Raw genomic sequence first — 12,833 nt, forward strand, 5'->3', positions numbered from 1 at the left:
CTTAAAAAGCAACAGCATCAGCTTATTTCCTCTCAAGAAATAAGCTGATGCTTTTATTTTGAGCTCCTTAATGCTTGTGGAACTGTTTTGTCTTTTGTCTTCCTTCCTTGGCTGACCATTCTTGCTATCAATATTGAGAGAACACAACCTGCGGACGTAAAATAGAACAGCAGGATATATATGTTGTCTGTATCACTCCCAATAAGTATGCCATGTAAAAGAGATAGGAGCCAAGCTGGCAATACGAGAAAGTGGATCGATTTCCATATTGAGCGATTCATCGTTTTCAACCATAAATCTGATGTTAATAGTACTAGTAAAAATAAGTAAAAAGCAATTATCCCAAGTCCAGAGGCAATCGGTTGATAATGAGATGAAAAAGGGAGTAGCACTTCCACTAATGCATAGGGCTCGTAGTTATCAATGATGAGCACGAACATATGCGCAACAACGGTTATTAGACCTAACCACCCCGCATTTTGATGAACTTGGTAAATTAAATTTTTATGTGATTTGACAAACGTCGATTTTCTTAACAAACCAAATACAATAGACACTGTAAAATAAAAATATGCTAAAAACCCTAATAACCGTATCCATTCCCATGTACTTGTTAACATATTTTCTCCCCCGTCATTGCCCAGTAACCTGCTTGATTTTCTTTTACAATAAAACGTGCACTGCGGTCGCATATTGCTTCAAGCCATTGTTGCTGTTTGGTGTCATCCACTAAAAAGCAAAGTTTTGCTCCAACTTCTGCATCACATAATGATGATGTTACGACCGTTGCTTGTATTACATCCGTGATCGCAACGTTTCCTGTTTGACCATTTAATAAATGATGCTTACTGTTTTCTCCTTGGGTCCAACTTCTATAAATTCGATTAGAGGTAGCAATAGCGCCCGAAGCCATTTTTATAGCGCTTATTTCTTTGTCCACATCATAGGGATCGGCAACACCAATCGTCCATATTTTTTCACCTGACGACCACATTTTCATATCCCCACCCCCATCTATTAAGCCGTATTCAGGAGCTATTTCCGCCTCAAGCCATTGCGCTAATTTTTCAATAGCATAGCCTTTTGCGAACCCCCCTAAATCAATTTCTTGCTGTGCTATTTTCATAACTTGTTGATTGCTTAAAAACTGAAAAGGATTACCTGCTATGATAGGTTGGTTGTACATTGCCTCCTTTTCAATTGTGGTAAACGGAAAAGATTGATTGTAGCCATGTTGTTCAAGTTGTAATTTTAAATACGGTGAAAATAAACCATTTGTACGAAGATAATAGTCATTGGCCTGCACTAAACAATCGTAGAGATCATCACTTAATTGTAATGTTTGCCCGATTTCCAGATTATTCAATTGCCAAAGTTCATTGTTCGTGCCAAACCTCGACCACTCTTGCGCTACGTAACGAAGCCACTTTTCAGCTTTTTCTTGCCAATTCGTTTTATTACTCTTTGCTATAGCTAGATAAAATTCCGTATTCATTACTTGTAATGTCAATGTATCCACTGTCATCATCCCTATCAAGTTCTTTTCGTTTTGCGCTCACTTTTGACTGCTGTTTGTTTTGTTATTTCAAAATTTGTCCAATCAAGCTGGACGAGCTCTTTCTCTTTCTTTGTCATGGCCTTCTCTTCTATTTTAGAAAATTGAGCATCAGTTGTTTCAGCTTGCGATGTGTCATTAAATTGTGATAGTAATGCAGCAGAAATGAGTACACCCGATGCGCCTAATAACCATTTTGCTTTTTTTGGATCTTTCATCGTTCTCCACGCTCCTACCTAATTTAATGGTTGACAAACAAACTGTTGATTTTCCTCTTGCCATTCGGCGATAAAGCCTAAGCCATTTGTTATGGCACTAATCGGTAAATAAAGCTCATTATTTAAATAAAAAGCATGTGCAGGTAATGGTGTTTTTACATAATTGTCGTAAGCAACATTTTTCCCTGCGCGATAAATAAGTTCATGATTGGCGTTTTGAATAACCAATATTTCACTTGTTTTGTAATACGTCGCTGTTGCACCTAATAACTTTGCCACTGTTTTGCCAGGTACAAATATTTCTCCGTCTTTTGGCATTGCAAACAAGTTTACCTCTTTATTTATGCCTGTCACTTTTAATACAACTTGTTTTGAATCCGTAAAAGGTAGCACTTCTTTATCGACAACAACGGATCTTGTCCATATATTCCATTTCCCTTTTTCATTCACAACGTTCGTTGTATCATAATTTTGGTATTGATCATCATCGTCGTCATAATCATCTTCATACTCATAATCATAGTCATCATTATGATCATAGTCGTCATCATGGTCGTCGTATTTTTCATACTTTTCATGTTTTTCATAACCATCGTGATTATAATCGTCATCATCTGCTTTTGCCTGCATACCATTCGTTAATAAACCTACTACCAATAAACTAGCTGCTACACTTATTTTTTTGTTTTTCATTTCTTTCACTCCTTCCATCATTAATAGTAGGACATGAAAATGATAGGAAACTGAATTTTGCCACATAAAAAACAAAAAAAGCTATTTCCACATACAGATTGACCTGTAGATAGAAATAACTTGTCATTGTAACACTTAATGTGCGTGTAAAATCACCTTTCTTTTCTTCGAGAAAAGGAAAAAAGTTACAGTTAAACTTAAACTAATTATACCAAAAACAATACCCATTCCACTTAAGCCGATTACATCAAGCATCATACCTGTTGACAACAGAACAATTTGGAACACAACCGAATCAATCATATTGCGGAAGGAAAAGAATCGCCCGTGGTACTCTTTCGGTACTTGTTTTTGAAAAATCACCATTGTTGTTGGGAAAAAGCACCCGACAGAAAAACCAAATAATCCGAATGTTAATAAAGCAAAGAACGTGCTATCCGCTAGCAATAGCATTAGCTCCATTATGCCAATAATCAATGCAAGTCCGAATAATAATGTCCCTATTTTGACGCGCTCAGCAATATATTTGAGCCCCGCAGCCCCTAACATAAAGCCAATTCCTTCAACTGTATATAATAATCCCGAAATAGTCGTGGACGCATGCATTTCGGTGATTTTCATAATGACTAGATTAAAAGAGCCCAAAAATAATGTCGGAATTAACATTAATACGAGTGTCATTAACACGACTGGATGCTCCTTTAGCATCGGGTATACGTCCTTAAATCTACCTTTTTCCTTGTCATTGACAGATACATTTACCGTTTCATCAAGCTTTAAACTATTTGTCATAACATACATGATAATATACACAATAAGTGAAACAATGTATAACCATTTCAACTCAAAATAGCTTAACATTAAGCCCGCTGCGGCAGTTCCGACAATTCTAGAAATCGTTCGAGCATTCATTTGCCAAGCATTCAAAGTCATTAAATCTTTATCTTTGACAACTAATGGTATAATAGACTGTAAAGCAGGCATATAAAATGCTGCTGCAATTTGCAACGTGATTAAAAATAATATCATCCATATTACAGAGTTGGTATACAGTGCTATAAACATAAAGAACACACTTAGAATACGACCTATACTCGCAAACTGAATAACTGTTTTTTTCTTCGATTGGTCAATCAACCTTCCTGCGAGTGGTGCGACAACAAGACCAGCTAATATACCAATTGAAATAATTAATGATTTATGGAAATCTGACGGCACGACTTTTTGCATAAATGCTAAGTTGCCAATAATTCCAGCCCATAAGCCAAGACCTACTACAAATTCACCTAATAAAATAATCCAAACATTACGTTTTCCCCACATGCTGTCTCCCCTCGTTGCCCAATATTAAATTTTTATAACATCCATCGTAACAAAATTATAAATATTCGTACATATAATTTTACAAATCTGGCATTTTATCGACGCGTGCAAACTCCTTTATTCTTGATTGATGTATCACTTTTGCTATTTATCCCTTTTGTACCATGTTGCTAAAGACATCATTGGAAATTCTTCAGCAACATCCAATCTTAATGGTGTAATTAGCTCAATAGAATTGCCATCTGGATCGGCAAAATAGATTGCCGCATGGGCATGTGGATAATTGGGTAAGACGAGCGGCTGTTGTGAGGGCGTAAAGCCAAATGCTGTTCGTATTTCAATGCCAATGGATTGTAACCATTGTTTTACTCGTCCTACATCATCTTCGTCTATTTTAAAAGCAAGGTGTCGGATAGACGGATGGTAATCTAGTTGCGCTTCCTTACATTCCCACAAACCTATCCAACTTTGTCCTTTGACAATCCAGAAAAAAGCGAGTTGCTGTTGCACATAAGCTAATTCAAGCCCTAGCTTTTCATAAAATATAATGGATTGTTGTAAATCGCTAACAGGTAAATGTGCTTCATATAATCCTTTTATCATAGTATCTCCCCTAATGATTATTGACAAAAGTATACTATTTTTATAGAAAGGGAAAATCATGCTAAAGGATGAAATGTGCATTTTTAATAATAATTAGCGGACTTGCTAGCATACCGATGTTTTACTACACTATATAACAAAATAAAGAGATGGGTTTTTAAAAGCCCCATCTCTTCTTCATTGATTTTACTAATTAAAGTGCATATCCCTTAACATAAGTTAAAATTTGAGGTCAAACATTACTTTTATCAATAACTTGCACTTTAAACTCCTTCTAATTTACTAACTAGCGATTTTCGTTTATAGTCGACGAATTTTTGAGCGCATAATGTAACAATAAATAATAAGCCGACCGCCGTAGCCATCATACCTGCAATCGACGTGTCCCAAAATTTAGCCAAATAATAACCAAGAATCGCCGCTGCCCCTCCATATAACATACTGAATAGGAACATCTGTTTAATTGATTTACTAATTAAATTGGCTGTGGCAGCAGGTCCAATTAACATCGCTACTACTAAAATTGCCCCGACACTATCAAATGCTGCAACAGTTGTAAAAGAAATGGACGTCATAAAACCATAATGTAAGAAAAGTATTGGTACACCAATGGACGCTGCATAAACGTTATCAAAGGTTGCAAGCTTCATTTCCTTAAAGAATAATAATAGGAACCCTATATTAATCATTAATACAAGCAATAGTATCCAGATAGCTTTGGGCATTGTGATTGCAAAGAACGTCCATTTATCCCAAGGAACAAATGCAATTTCACCCATTAAGATATGCTCAACATCTAAATGCACATGGCTAGCAAACAATGTAATTAGCAGAACACCTGCGGCAAATAACGTCGTAAAGACAACACCAATTGCAGCATCTTGCTGTATACCCGAAGAATGTAATAACTGCACTAAGTATGCCGTTAAAATGCCAGCAACCGCTGCACCTAATAGCATCCAAAATCCATTTAATGTTTGCGTAATGATAAATGCCATCACAATCCCAAACAGCACCGTATGGCTAATAGCATCTGCAATCATCGACATTTTACGTAATATTAAAAAGACACCAGCCATCCCACATGTAATACCTACCAAAAGACCCGTGATAATGACCCATAATTCAATCATCCTACTTCACCTTGCTTTCGAAACTGTTTTTTTCTAAAGTACTTATACATTTGCCCTGCTGGACTAAATAAATAAGATAAAAAGAAAATGGCAGCAGCTACTAAAACAATTAAAGGTCCTGTTGATAAGCCTGTACGCGTAGAACTAATAAAGGTTCCAACAATCCCTGACACACCACCTATTACTGCACTAACTACAAGCATTGAACTTAGCTTCCTCGTCCATAATTTAGCACTTACGGCAGGAATGATTAACAGCGCTGACATTAATATAACACCGACTGATTGAATGCCCGTTACAATTGTCATCACAATCAAAACGGTTAACGTCGCCTTTAACGCTTCAATCGGTAAGCCAATCCCTTTTGCATACACGGGATCAAAGATTAATAGTTTCCATTCCTTATAAAATAACAAACTAACTATTATAATAATTGTTGCACTTAAAAACAGCCATGTTAAATCCGCTTTTGTCATCGTTGCCGCCTTACCAAAAATAAAATTGTTAAGGCCACTCTGATTTCCTAACGGGCTATGATTGACAACCGTTAAAAATACAACGCCTACCCCGAAAAATACCGTTAGCACTAAACCAATAGCAGCATCTGCTTTCATTTTCGAAAATGAAACAATCCATTGGATACAGTAGACAGACAAAGCTGATGTTATACCTGCCCCCAGCATTAATATAGGTAATTCTTTTTGCCCTGTTAATAAAAATGCTAAGGCAATGCCAGGTAATGCTGCATGTGCTGCAGCATCACCTACTAAACTTTGTTTTTGAAGAAAGGAAAAAGTACCTGTTATTCCAGCCGCAATCCCAAGCAACATCGTACCCATTAATACCCAAAGCAAGTTTCCAGTTAACATAGGCTGTTCGCTCCTACCATGTCTTGCATCATGAATAGTTTGCCACCGTATGTTTTTTGTAATTGTTCTGGTGTAAAAACATCTTCCGTTGCACCGGATGCTAAAATCGTTTTATTTAATAAAATTGTGTAGTCAAAATATTCTTTTACTGTTTGTAAATCATGATGTACGACAAAAATACTTTTTCCTTGTGCCTTTAAGCTTTTTAAAATATCAATAATTGTTTTTTCAGTAGCGGCATCAACACCAGCAAATGGCTCATCTAAGAAATAGATAGTAGCATTTTGTGCTAAAGCCCGTGCTAAAAATACACGTTGCTGTTGACCTCCTGATAATTGACCAATGGAACGCTGTGCAAAATCTTGCATGCCTACACTTTCCAAAGCTTGCTTTGCTAAAAGCTTATCTTGTTTAGATGGTCTTTTAAACAATCCCGTATGTCCGTATCTTCCCATTAGCACAATATCTAGTGCATTCGTTGGGAAATCCCAATCAACGGCATTGCGCTGTGGGACGTATCCCACGACTAAACTTTTTGGATCGAATAGCTTTCCTAGTATCTCTACTTTTCCTACCTTGTTTGGTAATTGATTTAATATCGCTTTTAAGAACGTCGATTTTCCCGCTCCATTTGGTCCAATAATGGCTGTAAGCCGACCGCTAGGCACTGTGACGTTGGCATTTTCTAAAACGGTTTTCTTATCATAAGCAACCGATAAATTTTCTACTGTTAATGCATTCATTTTTTCACCTACTTTAGTGCATCGACAATGGTGTCGATGTTATGTTGATACATCCCAACGTATGTGCCTTCTTCTGTTCCTTCAGCGCCCATGGCATCTGAGAATAATTCGCCACCTATGGCAACTTCATGCCCTTTTTGTTTTGCCCCTTCAATAACAGCTTTCATCGCTTTATCGGAAACACTTGACTCTACAAAAATCGCTTTGATTTTGTTATCTACTAAAAAGTCCACCATTTCTTGAACGTCTTTCACACCATATTCAGCTTCTGTACTTAGCCCCTGTAAGCCGCGAACTTCAAATCCTTGGCTCTCTCCGAAATAGTTGAACGCATCATGTGCTGTTACTAATATTCGTTGCTTATCTGGTATTTCACTAATGCGCTTTTTAGCGTACGCTTGTAGCTCATCTAATTTTTTCAAATACGTTGTTTCATTTGCTTTAAAGTCATCTTTAAACGCTGGATATTCTGCTACAAGCGTTTTCGTTACAGCGTCCACAACTTGTTTCCATAAGTCAATGTTAAACCAAATATGCGGATCATGTAGAAGCCCTTCATCTTCACTATCAAGTAGCTTTGCTTTATCCAACTTATCCCCAACAGCTAGCACAGTTTTATCTTTGGACATTTGATCAAAGATATCGAGCATTTGTCCTTCTAATTGTAGACCGTTATAAAAAATAACTTCGGCGTTTTCTAACTTCGATAAATCGCTCTGTGTTGCTTTATATAAATGTGGATCTACACCAGGCCCCATCAATGCCGAAACAGTTAAATGGTCACCGCCAATTTCTTTAATCACATCGGCAATATGCCCCGTTGTTGCAACAACGACTCCTTCTTTTTTTTCCGTTGCGCTATTTTCTGCGCTACAACCGAAAAGTAACATCATTAAAACCATTACACCTAAAAAACGTTTCATTACCATTACCGTCGTCAAAACCTTATAAAACGCTATAGCGTCGTTTACTTCTTGCACCATCGTGCCTGATTTTGCCGAAGCTACTTTCTTTTTTAGCATTGTGGTGCAACGAATCCTACATTTTAACCGTATAATGTGCAATTAATCGACTAACGGTAAAGCTTATTGGGAAGCCGATATGAGTCCAAGCTTCCCCCATCACATTGATAGATTCTTTCCATTGTGAATGCTTTTTTATGAGCTTGCCACTGCAAATTTCTAAAGAAGGATAACACTTAACTGTTTCTATCAAAAAATATTGTGTGCATTTAATTGCTATTGTCTTTTGAATTTCACACAGCTTCTGTTGCCCAATGCCTTGAAAAAGATGTCTATTTTTATCAGCCTCTTGTTCAACTGCTACTTTAATCAATGGTTAATTTCCCCACTCTTAGTCGTTTCCTGCTGAAGATGATGATGCGGTTATTCGTTTAATTACGTGGAAGTAAACGTATTACTTTGGGTTGTTTTATAATGTTGCTTGTTTTGACGAAACGGTTTCCCTCCTTATTCTTTTTATAAATTTCGAGAGACGCTTTCGCAGCAACTTGCGTAAACATTTCTCTATTTTCCGTTTGGACAGATGTGTATTTCATCTTTTTTTAATCACGCCGCTTTGCATGGCGTATTAATTATTTATCATGAATTTTTTCATAAGCTGTTTCCAGCCCATCCAAAATATAATGATTGAAATCGCTACACCAACTGATTGGGTCATTTTCCATAACATCGTCAAAAACACTAGTATGCCTAGCGGAAGAATTGTTAGTTTCAAATCATCTAACTCTTTCATACAGTCACTCTTCTTTCGTTTGTGATATTTTGTTTCCCTTAGGAAAAATATATGCTTAATGAAAAGAAATTTCAACTGTTTTATAAAAATTTCTTTTAAAAAATTTTTTTCTTGCACACATTTTTTATGCGCCCATCATATTTCTGTGCATCGTTTTATAAAAATTAAAGGTGCCTATCCAGTTGTAACGGTGTAAAGGCTATAGTTGAAAATTGCTGATATCTTCCGTTATATCGTTCGTACAATGTAGCCCATCATGTTCACTAGTAAAATTGACGTAATCTTGAATTATTTGATAGAAACATTTGCAGTTTCCATCTATATCCTGCAAACTAAATATAATTACAGCTAGAAAGGAAGTATGATAATGAAACAATTAGTGTGTATATTATTGCTTTCATTACTTATCGTTGCTGGGAACTACAAAGTGGAGGCAGCCGGTTTTTCAGATGTAACGGAAGACCATTTTGCTTACGAGGCGGTTTTGTGGGCAGAAGAATATGACATTATCGATGGCTATGCGGACGGTACCTTCAAGCCGAATGCAACCATTACGGAGCAACAATTTGCAAAGTTACTTGCTAATTATTACGAACTAGAGTCCCCATATGATGAGTTAAAAAAACAGACTACTGCTGGGAACTGGGCAGATGAGTATTATAATCGCCTAGCTAGTTACGGTGTACCGCTCAACGGGTATTTTCATAACAATATTCGAGCAACAGCAATAAAACGCGGTGTTGTTGCACAAGCAATCACCCACCTTGCAGAGGGCAAACGCGGTCTTAATGAATCCATTCAATTTTTACTCGATTCCTATATTTCCACTGGACAAAACCCCAAGTATGAAAATCATGATTTACAAAAGTTTTTTGGCGTTGCAAACCATATGACGCGCGCGCAAGTTGTGACATTGCTTCACCGCATGGATTCAAGGAATTTTTATACGATTTCTGATGATGCACAAAACATTCACGAAAACCAAAGTAACGTTTCATTAAATGGACGAGCGCTTAATGGGCAAAAGCAACTCGATAAATCGATGCAACAAGTAGCAACATCTAACAGTGCATGGGAAGGAACGTATACCTATTATTATAAATGGGGCAAAGGAGCGACTGATTTTAATCGCCGTGATGCTATTATTTCAAATGCTACAAGCAAGAGCTTCAACATTTCTTTGACAGCAAGCGATGGACAACAGTCTGGTAGTGTAGAAGGTACAGCTACCATCACGTCTAGCACAAAGGCTATTATGAACAAATCCGACAATGGCAACCGCTGTGTGCTTGAATTTGAACAACTTAAAAATGCACTTAAAATTATTGAAGTAGATTGCCGATTTGCACATGATGAAGGAACGAACTTTTCAGGCACATTAAAAAAGCAATAAACAAAGGCGGAACACTAACGTCCCATGAAAATACGATAGGTAGAAGTAGCATACACTATGCTTAATTTGATTTAAGGAGGAATAATATGCGCATTACCGCTTTGTATGGTAGCTCAAGACAACACAGCAATAGTGAGGAGCTTGCCAACTATGTATTAGAAGGGATCTCCCATGAAAAGTTATATTTAAAGGACTTGAATATTGTACCCATTCATGATTTACGCCATGATGCACAAGGCTTTCAGTATGTAGAGGATGATTACGACCAAATTATTCAAGCTTTACTGACAAGTGATATCGTTCTATTTGCCACACCGATTTATTGGTATAGCATGTCTGGCATTATGAAAAATGTGATTGACCGTCTAAGTCATGCCATTCGTGATGAGCGTTTTCCACAGTTGAAAGAACAGCTTCAGACAACAGAAGCGATTGTACTTGCTGTTGGTGGCGATGATCCACGAATAAAAGGCTTACCAATGATTCAACAATTCCACTATATTTTTAACTTTTTAAATATGCCTTTTTCATCATACATTATCGGTAAGGCCAATAAACCTGGTGATATAGCACTTGATGCGTTAGCTCTGACACAGGCAACATTGTTAAATAAACAGCTTCAAGCCCGCATGACCTCCAAATAAACAAACGACCTGAATGCATGATGCTTTCAGGTCGTTTTTTAAGGCTATGCCTCTACTGAAATATGTTGAAACGTTGTCACATCAAATAAACCTGTATCCGTTAACTTTAAGGCTGGAATAACAGGTAGTGCTACAAACGAAAACGTTAAAAGAAAATGGAAATCTAAATGAGGATTAAGCTCATGGAGTGCATTGTGTAAACTTGCTAATTGGTTTTTAGCTTCAGCTGCCGTTACATCCGTCATTAACCCACCTATCGTTAGCGGCATTTCTGCTAAAATTTGACCGTCTGCCACAATAACAAAGCCACCTTGAATTTCTTGAATACGATTAAGTGCCATTACCATATCTGCATCATTCGTTCCAATGACTAACGCATTGTGTGAGTCATGGGCTACTGTTGTTGCAACTGCTCCTTTTTGCAAACCGAAACCTTTCACGATACCTAGCCCTGTCGTATGCAATTGATGATGGCGCTCAATAACAGCAAGCTTTAGTAAATCCTGCTCTACAGATGGTACAAACACACCATCTGTGACAGGTACCTCTACGACCAAATGATTCGTAATCAGTTGGTTGGGAACAATTTCCATAACATTAGCTGTCGTGCCTTTTGTAAACGGAATGGCAAGCATATCAGTTGTCATGACTGGCAAATGGACAGATTGATGGATATGGGCTGGCACTTTTAGTTGCGCACGAGCTGTTAACATTTCACCATTTTCAGCGACTTTGATCCCATCTTTCCAGACCGCTTTTGCACGCATTTCCTTTATATCTTCTACTACTATAAAGTCTGCTTTATAGCCCGGTGCTAAAACACCCCGATCGTATAATCGATAGCACTCTGCTACATTAATGGTCGCTAATTGAATGGCTTGCAATGGTTCCATCCCTTCTGCAATGGCCATTTTTACGTCAAAGTTAATGCTACCTTCATCCATTAATTCATCGACATACTTGTCATCGGTGCAAAAACCGAATCGACGGGCATTTACTGTATTTACTGCTGGTAATAAGTCACGTAAATTTTTTGCAGCGGAGCCTTCACGAATTAATACGTACATGCCTTGCTCTATACGGTTTAACGCCTCTTCTGCTGTCACACATTCATGGTCGGTATGAATACCTGCCACACGGTAGCCTGTAATTTGCGCGCTTGTTAAGCCTGCACAATGGCCATCTACAACTAGATTTGCTTGTTGGGCTAACAAGATTTTTTCAAGCATACTGGCTTCGCCGTTTAACACAGCAGGAAAATCCATCACCTCTGCCAGACCACGAACATGGTCATTGGTCATAAATGGTGCTAAATCTTTTGCTGTCAAAGTTGCACCTGCATGTTCAAAATGAGTGCCAGGCACACTTGACGGTAACATAACGAAAATATCCATTTCAGCTTTTTTAGCATCATCTAGCATAAACTGAATACCTTCTGCACCTGCGACATTAGTAATCTCATGTGGATCTGTGATGACTGTCGTAACACCATGAGGAACAAGGACACGACTAAATTCAGCTGGTGTGAGCATAGAAGATTCAATATGTATATGCCCATCAATTAACCCAGGAATTACATAATGACCCGCAGCATCTTCCTCATTATTAGCAGTAAAACGATTTTGGGTATCGAGGGCGATAATTTGCCCATTTTTCACCACAACATCGGCCTTTTTCCAAGTTAATGTAAAAACATCGGCAACAAGGGCATTGCGCAAAATAAAATCCGCCTCTAGTTTCCCCTGTGATGCGATTATGTTATTTGTTAGTTGCTGTAGTTTTTCTACCATATGAGCACACTCCCTTTTCATTTATGACCTATCATGCATGAATAATGAAGGAGATTCAAGTCATGAAGATTGTTTTACCTTACATTTACTTTCACAATGGCTTCAATAGGATAA

At 37.6% G+C, this 12,833-nt stretch carries 15 protein-coding genes; 2 read left to right on the plus strand and 13 right to left on the minus strand.

What is annotated here, in order from left to right; all coding sequences use genetic code 11:
* Positions 1 to 53 precede the first annotated feature (53 nt).
* The 12 genes from MHH88_RS12630 to MHH88_RS12685 all read right to left on the minus strand — a co-directional run bounded on the left by MHH88_RS12630 (position 54) and on the right by MHH88_RS12685 (position 8,892).
* On the minus strand, positions 54 to 620 hold the full coding sequence (locus MHH88_RS12630) for a ferric reductase-like transmembrane domain-containing protein (RefSeq protein WP_069513215.1): 567 nt from the start codon (positions 618 to 620) through the stop codon (positions 54 to 56).
* Positions 614 to 1,528 carry an FAD:protein FMN transferase gene (locus MHH88_RS12635; RefSeq protein ID WP_339258469.1) on the minus strand — a complete coding sequence of 305 codons (915 nt, stop codon included), beginning with the start codon at positions 1,526 to 1,528 and terminating at the stop codon, positions 614 to 616. The genes MHH88_RS12630 and MHH88_RS12635 overlap by 7 nt, the downstream gene beginning before the upstream one ends.
* 5 nt (positions 1,529 to 1,533) lie before the next feature.
* A complete protein-coding gene (locus tag MHH88_RS12640; RefSeq protein ID WP_024361019.1) occupies positions 1,534 to 1,773 on the minus strand; it encodes a hypothetical protein in 240 nt (79 codons plus the stop codon).
* An 18-nt stretch (positions 1,774 to 1,791) separates the two neighbouring features.
* Positions 1,792 to 2,466, minus strand: a complete 675-nt coding sequence (locus MHH88_RS12645) for a copper amine oxidase N-terminal domain-containing protein (protein WP_339258472.1) — start codon at positions 2,464 to 2,466, stop codon at positions 1,792 to 1,794.
* Between the two features lie 135 nt (positions 2,467 to 2,601).
* Positions 2,602 to 3,789 carry an MFS transporter gene (locus MHH88_RS12650; RefSeq protein WP_069513212.1) on the minus strand — a complete coding sequence of 396 codons (1,188 nt, stop codon included), beginning with the start codon at positions 3,787 to 3,789 and terminating at the stop codon, positions 2,602 to 2,604.
* A gap of 144 nt (positions 3,790 to 3,933) precedes the next feature.
* Positions 3,934 to 4,392, minus strand: coding sequence for a VOC family protein (locus MHH88_RS12655; protein WP_339258476.1), 459 nt, complete (start codon positions 4,390 to 4,392; stop codon positions 3,934 to 3,936).
* Positions 4,393 to 4,655: 263 nt separating this feature from the next.
* Positions 4,656 to 5,525: a metal ABC transporter permease gene (locus MHH88_RS12660; RefSeq protein ID WP_339258478.1), complete on the minus strand. Its 870-nt coding sequence runs from the start codon at positions 5,523 to 5,525 to the stop codon at positions 4,656 to 4,658.
* Positions 5,522 to 6,394: a metal ABC transporter permease gene (locus MHH88_RS12665; protein WP_339258480.1), complete on the minus strand. Its 873-nt coding sequence runs from the start codon at positions 6,392 to 6,394 to the stop codon at positions 5,522 to 5,524. Before MHH88_RS12665 ends, MHH88_RS12660 begins: the two co-directional genes overlap by 4 nt.
* Positions 6,388 to 7,137 (minus strand): metal ABC transporter ATP-binding protein, encoded by a 750-nt coding sequence (locus tag MHH88_RS12670; RefSeq protein WP_069513208.1) that lies wholly within the window; start codon positions 7,135 to 7,137, stop codon positions 6,388 to 6,390. Before MHH88_RS12670 ends, MHH88_RS12665 begins: the two co-directional genes overlap by 7 nt.
* Positions 7,138 to 7,145: 8 nt before the next feature.
* A complete protein-coding gene (locus tag MHH88_RS12675; RefSeq protein ID WP_339263056.1) occupies positions 7,146 to 8,060 on the minus strand; it encodes a zinc ABC transporter substrate-binding protein in 915 nt (304 codons plus the stop codon).
* A 115-nt stretch (positions 8,061 to 8,175) separates the two neighbouring features.
* Positions 8,176 to 8,472, minus strand: a complete 297-nt coding sequence (locus MHH88_RS12680) for a hypothetical protein (protein WP_339258482.1) — start codon at positions 8,470 to 8,472, stop codon at positions 8,176 to 8,178.
* Positions 8,473 to 8,727: 255 nt separating this feature from the next.
* Complete coding sequence (locus MHH88_RS12685) at positions 8,728 to 8,892, minus strand: hypothetical protein (protein ID WP_162832707.1); 165 nt, start codon at positions 8,890 to 8,892, stop codon at positions 8,728 to 8,730.
* A gap of 367 nt (positions 8,893 to 9,259) precedes the next feature.
* Between MHH88_RS12685 and MHH88_RS12690 the strand changes: the two genes are divergently transcribed.
* Positions 9,260 to 10,285 (plus strand): S-layer homology domain-containing protein, encoded by a 1,026-nt coding sequence (locus MHH88_RS12690; protein WP_069513206.1) that lies wholly within the window; start codon positions 9,260 to 9,262, stop codon positions 10,283 to 10,285.
* A gap of 86 nt (positions 10,286 to 10,371) precedes the next feature.
* On the plus strand, positions 10,372 to 10,929 hold the full coding sequence (locus MHH88_RS12695; RefSeq protein ID WP_069513205.1) for a flavodoxin family protein: 558 nt from the start codon (positions 10,372 to 10,374) through the stop codon (positions 10,927 to 10,929).
* Between the two features lie 44 nt (positions 10,930 to 10,973).
* On the opposite strand, the gene ade is transcribed toward MHH88_RS12695, so the two are convergent.
* Positions 10,974 to 12,719, minus strand: a complete 1,746-nt coding sequence (gene ade / locus MHH88_RS12700; RefSeq protein ID WP_339258484.1) for an adenine deaminase — start codon at positions 12,717 to 12,719, stop codon at positions 10,974 to 10,976.
* Between the last annotated feature and the right edge of the window lie 114 nt (positions 12,720 to 12,833).

The organism is Lysinibacillus sp. FSL K6-3209 (genome assembly GCF_037976175.1).
Lineage (GTDB): Bacteria > Bacillota > Bacilli > Bacillales_A > Planococcaceae > Lysinibacillus > Lysinibacillus sphaericus_D.

Excerpts from the sequence above, each read along its gene's own strand:
- MHH88_RS12630 (WP_069513215.1), bottom strand. The coding sequence starts at position 620 with ATGTTAACAAGTACATGGGAATGGATACGGTTATTAGGGTTTTTAGCA.
- MHH88_RS12635 (WP_339258469.1), bottom strand. The coding sequence starts at position 1,528 with ATGATGACAGTGGATACATTGACATTACAAGTAATGAATACGGAATTT.
- MHH88_RS12640 (WP_024361019.1), bottom strand. The coding sequence starts at position 1,773 with ATGAAAGATCCAAAAAAAGCAAAATGGTTATTAGGCGCATCGGGTGTA.
- MHH88_RS12645 (WP_339258472.1), bottom strand. The coding sequence starts at position 2,466 with ATGAAAAACAAAAAAATAAGTGTAGCAGCTAGTTTATTGGTAGTAGGT.
- MHH88_RS12650 (WP_069513212.1), bottom strand. The coding sequence starts at position 3,789 with ATGTGGGGAAAACGTAATGTTTGGATTATTTTATTAGGTGAATTTGTA.
- MHH88_RS12655 (WP_339258476.1), bottom strand. The coding sequence starts at position 4,392 with ATGATAAAAGGATTATATGAAGCACATTTACCTGTTAGCGATTTACAA.
- MHH88_RS12660 (WP_339258478.1), bottom strand. The coding sequence starts at position 5,525 with ATGATTGAATTATGGGTCATTATCACGGGTCTTTTGGTAGGTATTACA.
- MHH88_RS12665 (WP_339258480.1), bottom strand. The coding sequence starts at position 6,394 with ATGTTAACTGGAAACTTGCTTTGGGTATTAATGGGTACGATGTTGCTT.
- MHH88_RS12670 (WP_069513208.1), bottom strand. The coding sequence starts at position 7,137 with ATGAATGCATTAACAGTAGAAAATTTATCGGTTGCTTATGATAAGAAA.
- MHH88_RS12675 (WP_339263056.1), bottom strand. The coding sequence starts at position 8,060 with ATGAAACGTTTTTTAGGTGTAATGGTTTTAATGATGTTACTTTTCGGT.
- MHH88_RS12685 (WP_162832707.1), bottom strand. The coding sequence starts at position 8,892 with ATGAAAGAGTTAGATGATTTGAAACTAACAATTCTTCCGCTAGGCATA.
- MHH88_RS12690 (WP_069513206.1), top strand. The coding sequence starts at position 9,260 with ATGAAACAATTAGTGTGTATATTATTGCTTTCATTACTTATCGTTGCT.
- MHH88_RS12695 (WP_069513205.1), top strand. The coding sequence starts at position 10,372 with ATGCGCATTACCGCTTTGTATGGTAGCTCAAGACAACACAGCAATAGT.
- ade (WP_339258484.1), bottom strand. The coding sequence starts at position 12,719 with ATGGTAGAAAAACTACAGCAACTAACAAATAACATAATCGCATCACAG.